Raw genomic sequence first — 18481 nt, 5'->3', positions numbered from 1 at the left:
CGGCAGAAGCGGCGGCGGCCAGTTCAGCGGCCGTCATGACGACGCGATGTCCCTCTACTCCACGACGGCCTGGTCGAGATAGGTCGCTTCGGCCGGCACGAGCACATTCAGCGACAGCGGATGCAACTCGACTTTCGACAGATCGTCCAGCACCTCCAGCTCGCCATCGCGCACGGCACGGTTCGAGCGCGGCTTGCCGCGGTGGGCGAGATCGACGTGCTTGGCGGATTTCACGATCAAATCCGCATTCTGGCGCCACTTGCCGGTGAAGATATCGAGCGTCAGCTTGGCAACGCGTGAAAGCCGCCGTTCCGTGCAGATATAGACGCCGAGCACCCCCCCCTTCGGATTGTCGGCGAATGGCAGATGTCCCGATCCGTAGAGGTTGTTGGAGATGGCGATCGCCGTACATTTCAGCCGCTCCGTCCGACCGTCGACATTGATCACCAGCTCGACCTTCGGAAGCCTGCGGAACGCAAGGGCGATCGCACGGGTCGTCGCCCACATCTTGCCCACCCGGGAGCCATAGGCGATCCTCTCGCGAAAGCGCACCATTCTGGCGTGGAGACCCGTGGCGAACTGGTGGACGAAGGGTTTCCCATTGACCGTTGCCACGTCCACCGCCGTGATCGTGCCGCCCGCCAACGCCTTGACCGCCAGTTCCAGCGCCAGCGGGATTTGCAGCGTCCGGGCAAAGAGGTTCATCGTCCCGGCAGGCAGAATGGCGAGAGCCGTCTCGGTGTCGTAAAGCGCCCCGACTGCCGCGGAGACCGTCCCGTCGCCTCCGCCGACGAGAAGGACGTCGAAGTCCGCACGCTTGGCGGCGTCTTCTATCTTCGAAACGATCTTCGAGCCGGGGCATATCTCGACCGAGACCTCGTGACCGTGAACGCCGAACTCGTCGCGGATCAACGCCGACAACCAGTCGAGGTCAGCCGTTTTCAGGGTGCCACCATCCTGATTGAGAAGCGCTAGTATGTGCATCGACAGAAAAACCACCCGAAACTTCAAGCGCCGGTCTTTCGCGCGCCGAAGTGTCTGACTTAGGCGGTCACCGGCGAAAGTCGACGCCCTCGCGCATACGCGTGTCCTGTGGAAAGCGTCCCTTCCGCCGCGGCGGCAACGGACGAGATCATCAATGCATCAAAGGCGAGCTTCGCCGGCCGCTCCATCCAAATCGTCGGGGACAGCCCTAAATGCTCGAAAGAGGCCGGCCGCAGCCGTTTCTCTCACTGAAGGTTTGCAAAGGAGTTCCATATGATCGAATGGATCATCATATTATTAATCGTCGCAGCGATCGCCAGCCTGCTCGGCTTCCGAGGCATAGCCGGCGTTTCGGCCGGTATAGCGAAGATTTTGATCTTCATTGTGCTTGTAGGCCTTTTGCTGCTCATCATCTTCGGCGTCCTCGTCATCGGATAGCGCGACGCCGGCGCCCTTGGCTGCAAATCGATCGTCGGACACGGATTTTCGGGAACCGATTGCCTAACAGTCCGTTCATCAATCATCCAAACCCCGCGCATCCTGACAAGAACGATCAGGCTGCGCGGCCGGTCTATCACTAATATAGACGAAGGTTATTCACGATGATTCGCAAGCTTCTCGCAACCACCGCCGTTGCCGCTCTTCTGACCGCGCCGGCCATGGCGCAGGACGCCAATTCGACCAACCAGCAGACCCAGCAGCCGGCCGCGACTCAGTCCGGCACGAATGCCTCGGGCGCAGCGTCCACGGACATGTCGGGCGACATGGCCAAGGCTTCGGCCTCGGGCAACTTCTTGACCAACCTGTCCAGTGATCAGTATCTCGCCTCCAACCTGACCGGAAAGTCCGTCTATGAGGGCGAAGGCCAGGACGCCAAGTCGGTCGGCGACATCCAGAACTTTCTCGTCGGCAGCGACGGCAAGGTCGTGGCGGCGATCGTCAGCGCGACGATCAACGACGAGTCCAAGGTCGTCGCAGTGCCGTTCCAGCAGATCGGCTGGACCATGGGCGAGAACAACGAACCCCGGGCCATCTTGAAGGCGAGCATGGACGAGCTGTCCAGTGCGCCGACGTTCCAGACCCGCGAGGAGCAGAAGGCCGCTCAGGATCAGGCATCCGCCGAGTCCTCTTCGGCTGGTGGCACGACCGCTCCGGCCGATGGTTCGGGCGAGCAGATGGCCTCTTCGAACACCGCCGAGGGGCAGACCGCCGAGGGTAAGACGGACCGCCAGACCGCTTCCAACGAAGCCGGCTCGGGCGAGTATCCGGCGACGGTCGGCTCTGACCAGTACCTGACCGAGAACCTCATCGGCGCCGACGTCTATTCGGGTCCGGGTGAGGATGCCAACGAGATCGGTGGCATCAACGATCTCGTGCTCGCTTCGTCCGGCACCGTCGATGCGGCAGTTGTCGGCGTCGGTGGCTTCCTGGGCATCGGCGAGAAGGAAGTTGCCGTCCCGTTCGATCAGTTGCAGATGGCTCGCAACGACAGCGACGAGCCGCGCATCACGGCTGCGCTCGACAAGGAGAGCCTCGAGCAGGCACCGTCCTTCGAGGCGGACAAGACGTCGGACAACATGGCGTCGAATGAAAGCGCCCAGCCCGCCGATCAGCAGTCCAACGACCAGATGGCCGCAACCACGACCGGTGCCGCGACGGGCGCGGCTGCGGGTTCCGCAGCAGCGAATGCCGGCGACAACGCCCAGCAGGCTGCCGACAACGCCGCCACCCAGACCGAGCAGACGGCCGAGAACGCCGGCCAGGCCATGGACAATGCCGGCGACAACGCCGAGCAGGCTGCCGACAACGCCGCCGCGCAGACCGAGCAGACGGCTGATAACGCGGGTCAGGCCATGGACAGTGCCGGTGACCAGACGCAGCAGGCTGCCCAGAACGCCACGACCGACACGTCGGGCGACGCGACCGTCACCGCTTCGACCGGTGGCGACCAGCGCCAGGGCATGACCAAGGTCCAGGACGACGCGCAGCTGACGGCCGATGACCTGATGGGCACCACCGTCTATGGTCCGAACGACCAGAGCGTCGGCGAAATCGGTGACATCGCGATGAGCGCCGATGGCAAGGTCGACGCCGTGATCGTCGACGTCGGCGGCTTCCTCGGCATCGGCGAAAAGCCGGTCGCGGTCGGCATGGACAACCTCAACTTCATGCGCGACAAGAACGGTTCGCTTTACCTCTACACGCAGTTCACTGAGGATCAGCTGAACAACGCGCCGGAGTACAACAAGGACACCTACGCCGAGAACCGCGACCAGATGCGGCTGGAGAGCGGCGACGCCGCCACCACCGACCAGTCGGGTCAGTCGGGTGAAGGCAGCGGTCAATCGTCGAACTGATCTTACTCATCTCGGGAAAATGATCGAGGGCTCGCCGCAAGGCGGGCCCTTTTTGCATTGCGTTCGTCTAGGGTCGCGGCAGCGACATGCGGGATTCGACCAGACCGTCGCGTCGGCCATCGAAGCCCGCTCGCAACTGGGCTTCGGTCTGCAATTGCAATTTGTTGCGAAGCGGCGGCAAAACCGCCTGATTTATGAATATGCTGCGGCACACACGTCAGGAATAGACAGTCGAAATTCATGGAGAACCGCGGCGCATGACCATGATCCGGCAGATCCTCGTCACTCTGGTCGTGCTGGTGCTGATGGGAGGGGCCTACATCTCGCTTGAGCCCCAGGCCGGGCGAGCTATCCTGTCCTCCGACCTGCCACTACCAGCGCCCGTCAGGGAGGCGATTGCATGGCTCGCCCCTGCGCAAAGTGATGCTCCCGTTTCGGAAGCGAGCGGGCGCCCTCGCGGCGGCCGGTTTGGCGGCGGCGCGCAGCTCGTCGTTGCCGATCCCGTCGAGACGGGCCGGACCAGAACCCAGATGCGCGCGATCGGAACGGGCGATGCGGCCCGCTCGGTCACCGTCTATCCCGACAATACCACCGGCATCATCGAAACCGTCGCGGTCAGGTCCGGCGACGCGGTGGAGGCCGGAGCGCCACTGATCATCCTCGATCATTCCTCTGAAGAACTCGCCGTCAGCCGCGCCCGCATCGCCGTCGATGCGGCGGAGGAAAAGCTCGCCCGCTATGAGCGGCTGGCGCAGTCGCGCACCATTTCCAGCGTCGAGGTCAACGACGTCATTCGCGAACGCGACAATGCCAAGCTCGACCTGGAGGCCGCGCAAATCGCCCTCGCCAAGCGCACCGTCCGTGCGCCCATCACCGGGCGGATCGGCATTGTGTCCGTCGACGAGGGGGACCTCGTCAGTTCGCAGACGGCCATCGCCACGGTGGACGATCGCCGGGAAATCAAGGTCGTCTTCTATACGCCGGAGAGTTTCGTCGCCGACCTGAGCCTGGACGCTCCCGTCGAGGCGGTTCCCACGGCTCAGCCGGATCGCATGTTCAAGGGCCGGATCAGCGCCATCGACAGCCGGCTCGACGAGGCCAGCCGCACGCTTCGCACCGAGGCGCTGGTCGATAACGAGGGCGACACGCTGCGACCGGGCATGTCCTTTTCCGTCTCCCTGTCGCTCGATGGCGAGGAATATCTCTCGGTCGATCCGCTCTCCGTCGTCTGGGAGCGCAGCGGGCCGATCGTCTGGAAAATCGTCGACGGCAAGGCGGTGAAGGCGCCGGTCAAGATCATCGAGCGCAATATCGATCGGGTGCTCCTGGCCTCGGACGATCTGAAGGCGGGCGATCGGGTCGTGGTCGAGGGGCTGCAATCGATGCGCCCCGGCGTCGACGTGCGAACCGCTGAAGACGCCCCGCGCTCGCCCGTTGCCGGTGGCGCGCCGGGCGAGGCCGGCACCGAGGGCGCGAATGCATCCGCCGGACGGCGCTCGTCGATCGATGCGGCAAAGAGCGCTTCATCCGGCCTCATTCGCGCCGCCGTCGCCGGAGAGATGCCGGCTTCGGCCCCAGCTGACCCGCAGAAGGCGGCCCGCCAGTGACGCCGGAGCAGCGCATCGACGGGCTGACGGCCTTCACGAGCCTCTTCATCCGCCGGCCGGTCCTCACCATCGTCCTCAACCTCTTGATCGTCGTCGCCGGCCTCGCCGCACTCAGCGCCGTCGAGATCCGCGAACTGCCCAATGTCGACCGGCCGGTGATCACCGTTTCGGTCGATTTCGACGGGGCGAGCCCCGAGACGATCGACCGTCAGATCACCAGCCAGATCGAAAGCGCCGTCGCGCGCGTCAGCGGCATCGAATCGATGTCGTCGGAATCGGAATTCGGCGACGCCCGGGTGACCATCGAGTTTTCCGACGCGACCGACCTCAACGTCGCCGCGAGCGACGTGCGCGACGCCGTCAGCCGCATGGCCAACCGCCTCCCCGAGGGCGCCGACGAGCCGCGCATCGTCAAGGCCGATGCCGACGCCCAGGCGATCATGCGCCTCGCCGTGACGGCCAAAAACATGAAGATCGAGGATCTGACGACCCTCGTCGAGGATCGCATCGCCGACCAGCTCGCCGCCGTCGACGGCGTCGCCGACCTGCAGGTCTATGGCGAGCGCGAGAAGCTCATCTATGTCGACATCGACCCGGACAAGCTGGCAACCCGGGGCCTCACCCTCGGCAATGTCGCAACCGCGCTCCAGAATGCCGCGCTGGACGTTCCGGCCGGTTCCCTCGCCTCGCCGAGCCAGCAGCTGATCGTCAGGGCCGACGCCAACGTCACCTCGCCGGAAGCCTTCGAGGCGATCTATCTCGACGCGCGCACGCAAGTCGGCGACGTCGCCTCGGTCCGTTTCGGACCCGACGACGCCGGCTCGCAGCTGCGGCGCAACGGCGAGACGGGGATCGGCCTCGGCGTCGTCCGGCAGGCCGGCTCCTCGACGCTCGACATCTCAGACGGCGTCAGACGGGAGGTGGCAAACCTCAACCGGACGCTGCCCGACGGCGTCCATGTCGAGGTGACGAGCGACGACGCGACCTTCATCAACGGCGCCCTGCACGAGGTGCAGCTCGCCATCGGGCTTGCGGTCGTCATCGTCGTCGCGGTGATCTTCCTGTTTCTGTTGAACCTCCGCGCCACCTTCATTCCCGCCGTCACCATGCCGATCGCCCTGATCGGCGTCGTGTCCTTCATCTATCTCGCCGGCTTTTCCATCAACATCCTCACCCTCCTCGCCCTCGTGCTGGCGACGGGCATGGTGGTCGACGACGCCATCATCGTTCTGGAAAACATTGTGCGCTGGCGCGACATGGGGGCAAAGCCCCGGGCCGCCGCCGTCATCGGCGCGCGCGAGATGTTCTTCGCCGTCATCTCCACGACGGCGACGCTCGCCGCCGTCTTCGTGCCGATCTCCTTCCTGCCCGGACAGGCGGGCGGGCTGTTCCGCGAATTCGGCTATGTCCTCGCCGCGGCCGTCGTCATTTCCTCCTTCATCGCGCTGACCCTTTGCCCGATGCTCGCGGCGACCTTTCTGAAGGCCCGCGAGGACGAGAGGAAGCCGGGGGGCTTCGCGCGCGCCATCCTCTGGACCGGTTCAAAGCTCGGCGGCTTCTACGCCCTCACCCTTCGCTTCTGCCTCGCCTTCCCGATCGTCGTCGTCGCGGCGGCGGCTCTGTTTTCCTTCAGCGCCTACACCGTCTTCAAGACGATGCCGCAGGAGCTGACGCCCTCCGAGGACCGTGCCGTCGTCCTGATGAGTATCAGCGGGCCGCAGGGGGCGAGCCTCGACTACACCAACGCCCAGGTCCGCAAGATCGAGGACATCCTGATCCCCTATGTCGGCACGAAGGAGGCGAAAAACGTCTTCGCCATCACCGGCCGGGGCGGCGCCAACCGGGCCTTTATGGTGCTCAGCCTCGCCGACTGGGCCGATCGCGCCAGAACCCAGCAGGAGATCGTCGCAGAGATCAACGGAAAGCTGCGCAACATCGCCGGTGTGCGGGCCTTCGCCATCCAGCCGAATTCGCTCGGCATCCGGGGCGGCGGCCGCGGCCTGCAATTTGCCATTGCCGGCCAGAATTTCGATGAGCTGGCGGCGAGCGCCGACGAACTGGTGGACAAGATGCAGGCCGATGGCCGCTGGGGCACGGTGCGGCTGTCCAACGACGCGACGCAGCCGCAGCTCTCGGTCGTCATCGACCGCGCCCGGGCCTCCGATCTCGGCATCGACATCGACGGTCTCGCCACCGCGATGCAGGCGCTGCTCGACGGGCGCGAGATCGGCCAGACCTATATCGGCGACAAGGAAGTGCCGATCCAGCTGATCTCGACCAGCGACCCGGTCAACGATCCCAGCGACCTGCGCAACGTCTTCCTCAAGGCCTCCGACGGGCGCATCGTGCCGATGTCGACCATCGCCACCGTCGAGGAAAAGCCGATCGCACCGTCGCTGAGCCGGGAAAACCGCAGCCGCGCGGTCGCCATCACCGCCTCGATCCCTGACAATTACGCCATTCAGGATGCCTGGATCGACACCCAGGCCTTCGCCAAGACCATCCTGCCGCCCTCCCAGCGGCTGATCCCGCTCGCCGAGGCCGCGACGCTCACCGAGACCAACAACGGCCTCGCTCTGGTCTTCGGCTTCGCCATCGTCGTCATCGTCCTCGTTCTCGCCGCCCAGTTCGAGAGCTTCGTCTCGGCCTTCATCATCATCGCGACGGTGCCGCTGGGCGTTGCCTGCGCGATCTTCGCCCTCTCCTTCTTCGGGATGAGCCTCAATCTCTACAGCCAGATCGGCCTCGTCCTTCTCGTCGGCATCATGGCCAAGAACGGCATCCTCATCGTCGAGTTCGCCAATCAATTGCGGGAAAGAGGCCTGCCGCTACGCCAGGCGATCGAGGACGCCTGTCTCATTCGCCTGCGCCCGGTCATGATGACGATGGTCGCCACGGTCGTCGGCGGCCTGCCGCTGGTCTTCGCCTCCGGCGCCGGCGCCGAGGCGCGCATCGCACTCGGCTACGTCATCGTCGGCGGTCTCGGCCTCGCCACCTTCTCGACGCTCTACGTCACGCCGGTCGCCTATCTGATCCTCGGTCGGTTCTCCAGGCCGGTGTCGGAACGCACCGCCGAACTCCACCGCGACGTGGCGGCGGCGGAAGCCGAGAACGAGGGGCGCCGGGAAGGCGACGAAAAGGGCGGGCATCCGGCGCCCGCGGAGTAGGGGCGGACAGGACAAGATCGCGTCAACCGGTATCAGCTTCTTGCATTGTGCGCCGCTTTGGCGTACATTCTTGGGGTTATAAGGGAGGCCATGGCCATGAGTTCTTCGCCGGATAGGCCGACACGCGACGACGAGCGGGCCAGCGAGCGCATGAACTTCCGCACCAAGCCCCGCATCAAGCGGACCATCCAACAAGCGGCAGCATTGAGCGGTGTCGATGATTCCGTCTTCACGATGACCGCGGCTTACGAGGCCGCACTGAGGACCATCGCCGCACATGAGGTGACGAGGCTGACGCCGGCCGATCACGCCGCCTTCTTCGAAGCGCTCGACAATCCGCCCGAGCCGACCGAGGCCCTGCGGGCCGCATTCTCGCGATATCGGGACACGGTCGATTCGCGAAAGTGACGCAGCCGCGGATGATCATCGAGACGTTCGATCCGGAACGACATGATCGCACGTCGTTCTCATCCGGGGTCGGACGGGTCGACAATTTCTTCCACAAGACGGCGAACAAGCTGCAGAAGGCGGACAATCTGCGGGTCCGCGTCATGCTCTCTCCAAATGGAGACCTGATCGGCTTTTACGCCATCAACGCCCACGCGGTCGCATATGCGGAGCTTCCAAGCCGGTTCGCGAAAAATCGGCCCGGCCATGGTCGGATCCCCGTCGGGTTCATCTCCATGATTGCGGTCGATCAGCGGTTTCAGGGCATGGGTTACGGCGGCGATCTCCTCCTCGACTGCCTCGCGCGGATGAGCCGCATCTCGGACGAACTCGGGATCGCTGCCGTGATGCTGGACGTTCTCGACTGCGGCGATGCCACATTGGTCGAAAAGCGACTGGCGCTTTATCGCCGCTACGGTTTCGAATCTCTGCCCTCCAACCCACTCAGAATGGTTCTCCCGATGGCAGTCGTCCGGAAATTGCTCTCGGGTCGGTAGCATCGTTGCCGGCAAGCAGGCACATGCGCCGCGGGCCGGCTCGTTCGAGGCCGCTCATCAGTTCGGGAAATGCCAATCGGCCAAATCCGGACATCGCCCCCATTCCCTCCGATCCCGCAATTGCTTAGAGCGCCGTGCGTCCGAATGGACGCACAAAGGACGCTCTAACCTATTGAATCTACGCATCGTGCTTTCCAAAAATCGATTCCGATTTTTGGGCCGATGCTGTAGAAGCCCCCCATGGCACCCCCTCCCCTTCTGCGCCTTGATGGCGTCGCGCTCACCTTCGGCGGCACACCGCTTCTGTCCGGCGTCGAACTCAACGTCCTGCCCGGCGATCGCATCGCGCTGGTCGGGCGCAACGGCTCCGGCAAGTCGACGCTTCTGAAGATCGCCGCCGGTCAGGTCGAGCCCGATCGGGGCGAGGTGTTCCTGAAACCCGGTACGACGCTGCGCTATCTCGCTCAGGAGCCGGATTTCGGCGATTTCCAGAGCGTCGGGGACTATGTCGCCGATGGCCTCGGCCCGGCCGACGATCCTTACCGCGTCACCTTTCTGATCGAAGCGCTCGGCCTCACCGAGGACATGTCGCCGGCCAATCTTTCCGGCGGCGAGGCGCGGCGGGCGGCGCTGGCGAAAACGCTCGCCCCCGAGCCCGACGTCATCCTCCTCGACGAGCCGACCAACCATCTCGATCTGCCGACGATCGAATGGCTGGAAGGCGAAATTCGCCAGATGAAGAGCGCCCTCGTCGTCATCAGCCACGACAGGCGTTTCCTGCAGACCGTGACGAAGGCGACGGTGTGGCTCGACCGCGGCGGGGTGAAGCGCATCGACGAGGGGTTCGGCTCCTTCGAGGCGTGGCGCGACAAGGTGCTTGAGGAAGAAGAGCGCGACCTGCAGAAGCTCGACCGCAAGATCGTGCGCGAGGAGCACTGGCTGCGCTACGGCGTCACCGCCCGCCGCACCCGCAACATGCGCCGGCTCGGCGAGCTCCACGCCATGCGCCAGCAGCGCCGGGACACGCGGCGGGCCGTCGGCCAGGCGGTGATGCAGGCCGGCGAGACCCGCGAGAGCGGCAAGCTGGTCATCGAGGCGGACGGCATTTCCAAGGCCTATGACGGCCGAGTGCTGGTCGATGATTTCTCCACCCGCATCGCCCGGGGAGACCGGATCGGCCTCGTCGGGCCGAACGGCATCGGCAAGACGACGCTGTTGAAGATGCTGATCGGCGAGTTGCAGCCCGACACCGGCAAGATCCGCCTCGGCACCAATCTCGATCTCGCCTTTCTCGACCAGAAGCGGGCCAGCCTGAAGGACGATGTCGGCGTCGCCGAAGCCCTGACCGACGGGCGCGGCGACCAGGTGATGGTCAATGGCGAGCCGCGTCACGTCGCTGGCTATCTGAAGGACTTTCTGTTCCAGCCCGAGCAGATCCGCACCCCTGTCGGCCAGCTTTCCGGCGGCGAGCGGGCGCGGCTTCTCCTCGCCAAGACGCTGGCGACGCCCGCCAATCTCCTCGTCCTCGACGAGCCGACCAACGATCTCGACATGGAGACGCTGGATCTTCTGGAGGAGCTGATCGCCGGCTATCCCGGCACGGTGCTCCTCGTCAGCCACGACCGCGACTTCCTCGACCGGACGGTGACGGGCGTCATCTCGCCGGCCGAAAATGGCGTCTGGCTCGAATATGCCGGGGGCTATTCCGACATGCTCGCCCAGAAGCGGGACGCGGCGGCATCGCAAAAGGCGCAGAAGCCGGCAGCTTCGGGAAAGGCCAAGGCTGCATCCGGCTCAGGCCCCGCTGCGCCGGCCGCAAAGCCTTCGGGCAGCTCGTCGAAGCTTTCCTACAAGCAGAAATTCGCCCTCGAAACCCTGCCCAAGACCATTGCCGAACTGGAAGCCGCGATCGCCGAAGCCGAAGCGGAGATGGCGGACCCGAGCCTGTTTTCCAGGAAGCCGGAGCGGTTCCAGCAACTGGCAAAGCTCATCGACGAAAAACGCGCGGCGCTGGCAAAGGCCGAGGACGAATGGCTGGAGCTGGAAATGCTCAAGGCCGAAATGGAGGGGTGACGCGGATAAAACATTGGAAAGGCTGGCTTTTCCAAGCGAACAACACCCCTGCGCCGTCATCCTCGGGCTTGTCCCGAGGATCTCCTGCCGTCGGCTGACGGGGCCGCGCGTCCATGACTGGCTCTTCGGAAACGCTTCTGATCCGGCTGCAGCGGTAGATCCTCGGGACAAGCCCGAGGATGACGTGATTTCGATGGGGTCGGCCGGAATTCCAGCCTCGGATGCAGTCGATGGCGACGCCACCGGGCTATCCTCGGCGTCAATGTGGACCGCCCACATCAAAATCCGGCACCTACTTCATCTTCATTGCCCCATGCGCTTCATGATCCACACCGGTCGCGCCGCCCGGCCCCATGGCGTTGGGCTTATCGACCGCCAGCTCGACCTTTACCTCCCCGGCCTTTTCGAAGCGCAGAGTCAGCGGCACGCGGTCTCCCTCCTTCAGACGCCCGGCCGGCTTCGTCAGCATCAGGTGATAGCCGCCGGGCTTGAGGGTAATGGTCTCGCCGGCGGGAATCTCCAGCCCGCCCTCGACCGGGCGCATCTTCATGACGTCGCCATCCATCGTCATCTCGTGGATCTCGACGCGCTCGGCCGCCGGCGTGGAACCGCCGATCAGGCGGTCGGCGCTCTTGCCGGTGTTGGTGATGGTCATGTAGCCCCCCGCGACCGGAGCGTTGGGCAGGGTCGCGCGGCTCCAGGGATGGGCGATCTCGAGGTCGCCGACCTTGTAGGAGTGGGCGCTCGCGCCGGAAACGGCAGCGACAAGGCTCGCGGCCGCAAGGGCCGTGGGGATGAAACGCATGGAAATTCTCCGAAGGAAGAGAGGCAAGGCCCCGCGGGTCGTCCGATCGGGGCTGATGACAGATCGCGTGTTCAGGCGGAGAAATCCGGCGGGTCGCGCAGGCGAAGCTGCCCCTGAGCCAAGGCAAGGGACGGTGGCGGGCCACCCTGCGCCAAGCGCTTGATCCCGCCCGGAGTCTCAAGCGCGAAGGCCGGTGCCGCCTCCGCAGTCTGCGTGGTGACAGACGGATGACCCTGGCCGCCACAAGCGATGGCGCAGGCGCAGCCCGGGCAGTGGTCCGACCCCGCGTCGCGCCGGGCCTCCACACCGTCCTGCGGAACGAGGCTCCCCGAGCACAGCACCTGCGGCCCTTCGGCGAAGGTCATGGCAAGGCAGTTCTGGCCCGCGACGAGCATCTGGAGCAGCATCAGCTGCGCCAGGACGGCGACGAACGCCGCCGCCGAGACCTTGTCACGCAGGAAGTGCCGCACGGTTCGCATCGAAGATTTGTGGCAAAGATCGCTTGCCTTGTCACCCGTGCGTCTGGACGCTGATCAATCCGGCAGGCGGCGCCAGACAACGCCCCGTCTCCCGTGCCGACCAAAGTTGCGTGAAGCGCTTGAAGCGCAACGCCTCCTTGGATACGCAACGGGCATGTGGAGATGCCGTTTACCCGCCCCTTTCACCGGACTTGCCAGCCTGTTGCAGGCCCTCTTGCTCGTGGTCGTCTTTGCCGCACCGGCAGGCGCGTTCGAGACGACGGCCCCGACGGCGATCCTGATCGACGTCGGCACGGGGCGCGTTCTTTACGAAAAGAATGCCGACGATCCGATCCCGCCGGCGAGCCTCGCCAAGCTGATGACCGCGACCGTCGTCTTCGACATGATCAAGAAGGGCGAGGCGTCGAGGGAAGATACCTTCGAGGTCTCCGAACATGCCTGGCGCGAGGGCGGCGCCAATTCCGGCGGCTCGACGATGTTCCTGCCGGTCCACAAGACCGTCAGCCTCGACGATCTGATCAAGGGCCTGATCATCCAGTCCGGCAACGACGCGGCGATCGTGATCGCCGAGGGGCTGTCCGGCAGCGAGGCGAAATTCGCCGATAGGATGAACGCCGAAGCCAGGGCGATCGGCCTATCCCATTCGCATTTCGTCAACCCCCATGGCCTGCCGGCGCCTGGCCAGGAGGTGACGATGCGCGATCTCGCCATCCTCGCGGAATATCTGATCAAGACGTTTCCGCAGGAATACCCGCTGTTCTCCGAGCAGAGCTTCACCTTCAACGGCATCACGCAGAAGAACCGCAACCCGCTTCTGGAACTGGGTGCAGACGGGCTGAAGACCGGCCATACCGCGGCCTCCGGCTATGGCCTCGTCGCCTCTGCGGCCAAGGGCGGCCGGCGCATCGTGCTGGCGATGTCCGGCATGCAGTCCCTGGCCGAAAGAGCGCGGGAGGCAAAACGCGTGATGGACTTCGGCCTGCAGGACTTCGAGGAGGTGACGCTGATCTCGGCCGCAGAGGCGATCGGCGAGGCGAAGGTCGCGGGCGGATCGCAGGAAAGCGTTCCCCTCTTCGCCCGCGAGGACCTGACGATGCTCGTTCCCCGCGGCAGTCTTGCGGATGTGACGCGCGTCATCGAGGGCAACGGCCCGATCCCCGCCCCCGTCAAGAAGGGCCAGCGCGCCGGCTGGGCAGTCTTTTCGCGCGGCGGCGAGCCGATCCGCGAAGTGCCGCTCTTTGCCGGCGAATCCGTGGAAAGCGCAGGCGTCTTCTCGCGCATCGCCGGGACGGTGGCAGCGCAGTTTCGCAGCGACGATCGCTGACGACGGAAGGACAAGCTGTCCGCCAAACGGCCGCGCGTTCGCTGCCGCTCGCGATTGGCCTGATCTCCCCCCTCGTGGGGGAGATGCCGGCAGGCAGAGGGGGGCGCGACGTGCGCCAACATCTCCCGGCCTTGGCGCGACAAACCCTGGGCTCTGTACACATCCCGCAAAAGTGGAGATCGAAGCGGCAGCGGCGGCGCCAGCCTTCGCAACGATCGCCCGCCCGCCCTTGACGCGGCGCAGCAAAAGGGCGATATGACCCTCATCACGCCGTGATCGCGCGATCGCCGTTCAGTCCGCTTGCTTTCGCAATTGGCACCATCCGGCGAATTCGGATCTGCCCAGTGGCTCCCCGCCGCCAGCCAGCCCGACACGGCCCGTCGAACCGTCCGCCCGCGCGAAGATGATCGACATTTCCTGCGGAGCCGCACCGGCCCGCACGCATCCATAGGCATGCTTTGACTTCTCAAGATTTTCAGGCGTTCGGCCTTGCCGAAACGCTTCTTTCCGCGCTTGCGCGTCTTTCCATCACCCAGCCGACGCCGATCCAGGCCCAGGCGATCCCGGCGGTCATGTCCGGCCGCGACGTCCTCGGCATCGCCCAGACCGGCACCGGCAAGACGGCCGCCTTCTCGCTGCCCGTCATCCACGATCTTCTCAAGAAGGGCGGCCGCCCTGCCCCGAGGCAGGTCAAGGCGCTGATCCTGACGCCGACCCGCGAGCTCGCCTCGCAGATCGCCGACAACGTCAAGTCCTATACCGTCGGCACCAAGATCGGCCATACGACCGTCTTCGGCGGCGTCTCGATCCGGCCGCAGATCACGACCCTCGCCAAGGGCGTCGACATCGTCATCGCCACGCCGGGCCGGCTGCTCGACCTGATCAATCAGCGCGCCGTCGATCTGTCCGGCGTCGAGCACGTCGTCCTCGACGAGGCCGATCGCATGCTCGACATGGGCTTCGTGCGCGACGTCATGAAGATCGTCGCCAAGCTGCCGAAGGAGCGCCAGTCGCTCCTGTTCTCGGCCACCATGCCGCGCTCGATCGAGGATCTCGCCGCCAAGATCCTCACCAAGCCGGTCCGCGTCGAGGTGACGCCCGAGGTGATCACCGTCGAGAAGATCGACCAGAGCGTCTATCTGGTGCCGCAAAAGGCCAAGAAGCACTGGCTGATCGACCGGCTCGCCGACGCCTCGCTCTCCAAGGTGGTGATCTTCACCCGCACCAAGCACGGCGCCAACCGGCTGGCCGGCGATCTCGAAAAGGCCGGTATTCCGGCGCTGGCGATCCACGGCAACAAGAGCCAGGCTGCCCGCCAGAAGGCGCTCGCCGCCTTCCAGAAGGGCTCGGCACGGGTGCTCGTCGCCACCGACATCGTCGCCCGCGGCATCCATGTCGACGAGATCTCGCATGTGGTGAATTACGAGCTGCCGGAAGAGCCGGAGAGCTATGTCCACCGCATCGGCCGCACCGCACGGGCCGGCCATTCGGGCGCAGCGATCTCGCTGATCGATCCGTCCGAGCGTTCGAAGCTCAAAGCGATCGCGCGGCTGACGCGCCAGACGCTGGAGCCACAGCCAACCGACTTCAAGGTGCCGGAAGGGGCAATGAACGAGCCCGACGATCGGCCGGCGCGCGGTCCGCGTCAGCCGCGGGGACGCAACGGCCAGCAGCAGCGCCGCGGCAATCCCGGCCAGGGCGCGCCGCGCAATGCCGGCGGCGGCGAAAACCGTCGCCAGGACAAGCCGGGCGGCGGCCAGCAGCGTCGCCGGCGCCGCAGCGGTGGCGGCGGTGGTGGACAGAGCCGGGCCGTCGCCGGCGCGTGAGCCGCATCGACTTGTGCGAATGAAAAGGAGCGCGGAGGCAACTTCGCGCTCTTTTTCGTCATTAGGATGCGGGGCGTCCGAATGGACGCCAGTGTGCACGACACGATCCTCGAGGGCCGGCCACGACTTGATCGAGAAGGCGCACCATTCGACGCTTCGTCATTCTCGGGCCCCGTCCCGAGAATCCAGAGCCGTTTGAAACAACAGAAGCTTAATCGGCGCACTGGATGCTCGGGACGGGCCCGAGCATGACGAGCGCGATAAAAGCGGACACCTAATCTCAAACTGTCAGGCACTCGATATGCGCCGTTCGACGAGAATGTCGTGCACACTGAACGGACGCATTTAGGATGCTCTAACCTACTGAATCTACGCATCGTGTCCGACGCCGTTGGCCGTGCCCCCCGAAAGACGCGAGATCCGTGTGGCAGACCTGCCGCAAAGCCGGACGCTTCGTCATCCCGGCCTGCGAGCCGGGACCCATTCCTCCGCGTAGAATTTGCAGTTCGCTTCAGAACAAACACTCCCTTGACGAGGGCTTGCGAGATGTCGTCACCGATTTGGAATGGATCCCGGATCAAGCCCGGGATGACGAAGCGGTGATGTTTCGCGTCCCGCCCGGCGAATGAGCGGCCGCCGCGCGAATGACCAGCTACAGCGTGGGCGCGACAGTTGACGCCGTCCCGCCCATTCCGCGGCACGACGTTGCGCGACAGGCGGTCGATCGCCATATCCCATGCAAGTTGAACGTTAGGAGAACCCGATGGCCGAGACGGTGAAGGTCGACATCCCCCACAAGCTGACCCGCGAGGCGGCGAGAGGCCGGATCGAGGGCGGCTTTGCGAGCCTGCGCCAGGACATGCTGGGCGGTGTCGTGAAGTTCGAGGATACATGGACCGGCGACCATCTCGACTTTCGCGCCAAGGTGATGGGCCAGACCGTCACCGGCCGGCTCGACGTGCTCGACGACAACGTCCATGTCGAGATCGACCTGCCGGGTTTCCTCGCCGCGATCGCCGGCAAGCTCAAGGGCAAGCTGCAGAAGGAAGGCACGCTGCTTCTCGAAAAGAAGTAGGTCGCCGAGCGCCCGCCACTGTCGAAGCCTGCCAGCGTCTCGTCGAGACGGGGCGCCGATCTCCTTGCATGGGACCTTTCGGGTCTTTCATCAATGCGCGCCCTTGCCGGCCGAAAGGGCGGCTGCGCGCATCTCGCTCAAGGTCTGGCGCGGGGTCAGCACTTCCGGCGAGATCGCAAGATCAAGCACCGCGCCGGTCGTGGAGGCCAGCGCCCGCTCGAAGGCGGCCGGAAAATCGGCCGTCGCCTCGACCCGCTCGCCGTAGAGGCCGTAGGAGCGGGCGAGCATGGCAAAGTCCGGGCTGATCATGTCCGTGCCCGAAACCCGGGCCGGATAGTTTCGCTCCTGATGGGCGCGGATCGTGCCGTAGATGCCGTTGTTAAGAACGAGGATGATCGGCGCCGCGCCGGCCTGCCTTGCCGTTGCCAGCTCCTGCAAGGTCATCTGAAAATCGCCGTCGCCGGCAAAGCAGACGACGGTGCGCCGGGGATGGGCGATCTTCGCGGCGATGGCCGCCGGCACGCCATAGCCCATGGCCCCTGACTGCGGCGCGAGCAGCCGCGCCTTCGGGCCGTAGCGGAAGAACTTGTTCGGCCAGACCGTGAAATTGCCGGCGCCGTTCGTCAGGATCACGTCGTCCGGCAAGACCTCGCGCAGATGCGCCGTCACCTTGCCCATGTCGACGGGCGAAGCGAGATCCGGCAGGTCGAAGCCCGCCTCATAGGCTGCCCGCGCCCTCTCCCGCCATTCGCCCCAGCTTCCCGTCACCGGTTCCAGGGCGCCCAGCGCCTCGGCAAAGGCGTTGGGACCGGCATGAATGCCGAGTGCCGGGCGATAGACCTTGCCGATTTCGAGATCCGAGCCGTGGACATGGACGATTTTCTGCCGCGGCTGCGGCACGTCGAGCAGCGTGTAGCCATCGGTCGAGTTCTCGCCGAACCGGGCGTTCAAGGCGATGACGAGATCGGCGTCGCGCAGCAGCGCCTTGACCTGCGGCGCCATGCCGACGCCGGCCTCGCCGCAGAAGGTCGGGGAGAAATTGTCGAACTGATCCTGGTAGCGAAACACCGAAACGACCGGGATGTCGGAGGCTTCGGCAAATCTCTGGACCGCCCCCATCGCGCCCGGACGCCAGTTGCAGCCGGCGTAAAGGATGACCGGCCTCGCCGCTTCGCGAAGCATGTCGCGAAGCCGGCTCATGGCCTCGGCCGGCGGCGCGGGCTCGAAGATCTCCGCCGGGCCGGACAGCGGCGCGGCGTCGGTCAGCGTCGTCAGCATGTCTTCCGGCAGGGCGATCACCACCGGGCCGGGCCGGCCGGTGACGGCGAGCGTCCAGGCCCGGGACACGATCTCGGGGATGCGCTCCACCCGGTCGATCTCGACGGCCCATTTGGCCATGGTGCCGAAAACGGCGCGGTAGTCGAGCTCCTGAAACGCCTCCCGTCCCTTCATGTCGGTGCCGACCTGGCCGACGAAGAGCAGCATCGGCGCCGAATCCTGCATCGCGGTGTGAACGCCGATCGCCGCGTTGGTGGCGCCGGGGCCCCTCGTCACCCAGGCGATGCCGGGCGACCCCGTCAGCTTGCCCCAGGCGGCCGCCATGAAGGCCGCGCCGCCCTCCTGCCGGCACAGCACGTAGTCGAGCCGGCCTTTGGTGTCGTACAGCGCGTCCAGCGCCGCGAGATAGCTCTCGCCCGGCACGCCGAAGCTCTTGGTTGCGCCGAGCCCCAGAAGGCATTCGACCAGAAGCTGTCCACCATTGCGCATCATCGATCTTCCTTTCACGAGCGAATGGAGATCGGTCCGGCCGACGCCCCTTCAGCATCCTGCCGAAGCCTTC

General features: G+C 65.5%; 14 protein-coding genes. 10 read left to right on the top strand and 4 right to left on the bottom strand.

Annotation, left to right across the window (positions count from 1 at the left end; translation table 11 throughout):
- Positions 1-54 precede the first annotated feature (54 nt).
- Entirely contained in the window at positions 55-1011 is a 957-nt protein-coding gene (locus J6595_RS08855; RefSeq protein ID WP_245197719.1) for a diacylglycerol/lipid kinase family protein, read from the bottom strand.
- A gap of 246 nt (positions 1012-1257) precedes the next feature.
- Between J6595_RS08855 and J6595_RS08850 the strand changes: the two genes are divergently transcribed.
- The 7 genes from J6595_RS08850 to J6595_RS08820 all read left to right on the top strand — a co-directional run bounded on the left by J6595_RS08850 (position 1258) and on the right by J6595_RS08820 (position 11132).
- Positions 1258-1422, top strand: a complete 165-nt coding sequence (locus J6595_RS08850) for a DUF1328 family protein (protein ID WP_209594092.1) — start codon at positions 1258-1260, stop codon at positions 1420-1422.
- A 164-nt stretch (positions 1423-1586) separates the two neighbouring features.
- Positions 1587-3341 (top strand): PRC-barrel domain-containing protein, encoded by a 1755-nt coding sequence (locus tag J6595_RS08845; protein WP_209594091.1) that lies wholly within the window; start codon positions 1587-1589, stop codon positions 3339-3341.
- A gap of 257 nt (positions 3342-3598) precedes the next feature.
- Positions 3599-4948: an efflux RND transporter periplasmic adaptor subunit gene (locus J6595_RS08840; protein ID WP_209594090.1), complete on the top strand. Its 1350-nt coding sequence runs from the start codon at positions 3599-3601 to the stop codon at positions 4946-4948.
- Positions 4945-8115: an efflux RND transporter permease subunit gene (locus J6595_RS08835; RefSeq protein ID WP_342453136.1), complete on the top strand. Its 3171-nt coding sequence runs from the start codon at positions 4945-4947 to the stop codon at positions 8113-8115. The genes J6595_RS08840 and J6595_RS08835 overlap by 4 nt, the downstream gene beginning before the upstream one ends.
- Positions 8116-8211: 96 nt before the next feature.
- The gene (locus J6595_RS08830) at positions 8212-8523 is read left to right on the top strand and encodes a type II toxin-antitoxin system TacA family antitoxin (RefSeq protein ID WP_209594089.1); all 312 of its coding nucleotides are present in this window, start codon (positions 8212-8214) and stop codon (positions 8521-8523) included.
- An 11-nt stretch (positions 8524-8534) separates the two neighbouring features.
- On the top strand, positions 8535-9059 hold the full coding sequence (locus J6595_RS08825; protein ID WP_209594088.1) for a GNAT family N-acetyltransferase: 525 nt from the start codon (positions 8535-8537) through the stop codon (positions 9057-9059).
- Between the two features lie 240 nt (positions 9060-9299).
- Positions 9300-11132, top strand: coding sequence for an ABC-F family ATP-binding cassette domain-containing protein (locus tag J6595_RS08820; protein WP_209594087.1), 1833 nt, complete (start codon positions 9300-9302; stop codon positions 11130-11132).
- A 292-nt stretch (positions 11133-11424) separates the two neighbouring features.
- On the opposite strand, the gene J6595_RS08815 is transcribed toward J6595_RS08820, so the two are convergent.
- Both J6595_RS08815 and J6595_RS08810 read right to left on the bottom strand, forming a co-directional pair.
- Positions 11425-11937 (bottom strand): copper chaperone PCu(A)C, encoded by a 513-nt coding sequence (locus J6595_RS08815; protein ID WP_209594086.1) that lies wholly within the window; start codon positions 11935-11937, stop codon positions 11425-11427.
- A gap of 71 nt (positions 11938-12008) precedes the next feature.
- Positions 12009-12416 (bottom strand): hypothetical protein, encoded by a 408-nt coding sequence (locus J6595_RS08810; RefSeq protein WP_209594085.1) that lies wholly within the window; start codon positions 12414-12416, stop codon positions 12009-12011.
- 202 nt (positions 12417-12618) lie between these two features.
- On the opposite strand from J6595_RS08810, the gene J6595_RS08805 reads away from it, so the two are divergent.
- From J6595_RS08805 to J6595_RS08795, 3 genes are all read left to right on the top strand, one after another.
- A complete protein-coding gene (locus J6595_RS08805; RefSeq protein ID WP_245197717.1) occupies positions 12619-13740 on the top strand; it encodes a D-alanyl-D-alanine carboxypeptidase family protein in 1122 nt (373 codons plus the stop codon).
- Positions 13741-14198: 458 nt separating this feature from the next.
- Positions 14199-15566: a DEAD/DEAH box helicase gene (locus J6595_RS08800; RefSeq protein ID WP_209594083.1), complete on the top strand. Its 1368-nt coding sequence runs from the start codon at positions 14199-14201 to the stop codon at positions 15564-15566.
- 763 nt (positions 15567-16329) lie between these two features.
- On the top strand, positions 16330-16641 hold the full coding sequence (locus J6595_RS08795; RefSeq protein ID WP_209594082.1) for a polyhydroxyalkanoic acid system family protein: 312 nt from the start codon (positions 16330-16332) through the stop codon (positions 16639-16641).
- A 90-nt stretch (positions 16642-16731) separates the two neighbouring features.
- On the opposite strand, the gene J6595_RS08790 is transcribed toward J6595_RS08795, so the two are convergent.
- On the bottom strand, positions 16732-18411 hold the full coding sequence (locus tag J6595_RS08790) for a thiamine pyrophosphate-binding protein (RefSeq protein WP_209594081.1): 1680 nt from the start codon (positions 18409-18411) through the stop codon (positions 16732-16734).
- Positions 18412-18481: the final 70 nt, after the last annotated feature.

The organism is Jiella mangrovi, assembly GCF_017815135.1.
Taxonomy (GTDB): Bacteria; Pseudomonadota; Alphaproteobacteria; order Rhizobiales; family Rhizobiaceae; genus Jiella; species Jiella mangrovi.
This window is presented reverse-complemented; position numbering and strand designations above follow the sequence as displayed.

Bases quoted from the DNA above. Each gene is read 5' to 3' on its own strand.
- J6595_RS08790 (WP_209594081.1), bottom strand. From the start codon at position 18,411: ATGATGCGCAATGGTGGACAGCTTCTGGTCGAATGCCTTCTGGGGCTC.
- J6595_RS08815 (WP_209594086.1), bottom strand. From the start codon at position 11,937: ATGCGTTTCATCCCCACGGCCCTTGCGGCCGCGAGCCTTGTCGCTGCC.
- J6595_RS08820 (WP_209594087.1), top strand. From the start codon at position 9,300: ATGGCACCCCCTCCCCTTCTGCGCCTTGATGGCGTCGCGCTCACCTTC.
- J6595_RS08810 (WP_209594085.1), bottom strand. From the start codon at position 12,416: ATGCGAACCGTGCGGCACTTCCTGCGTGACAAGGTCTCGGCGGCGGCG.
- J6595_RS08830 (WP_209594089.1), top strand. From the start codon at position 8,212: ATGAGTTCTTCGCCGGATAGGCCGACACGCGACGACGAGCGGGCCAGC.
- J6595_RS08825 (WP_209594088.1), top strand. From the start codon at position 8,535: ATGATCATCGAGACGTTCGATCCGGAACGACATGATCGCACGTCGTTC.
- J6595_RS08795 (WP_209594082.1), top strand. From the start codon at position 16,330: ATGGCCGAGACGGTGAAGGTCGACATCCCCCACAAGCTGACCCGCGAG.
- J6595_RS08845 (WP_209594091.1), top strand. From the start codon at position 1,587: ATGATTCGCAAGCTTCTCGCAACCACCGCCGTTGCCGCTCTTCTGACC.
- J6595_RS08840 (WP_209594090.1), top strand. From the start codon at position 3,599: ATGACCATGATCCGGCAGATCCTCGTCACTCTGGTCGTGCTGGTGCTG.
- J6595_RS08850 (WP_209594092.1), top strand. From the start codon at position 1,258: ATGATCGAATGGATCATCATATTATTAATCGTCGCAGCGATCGCCAGC.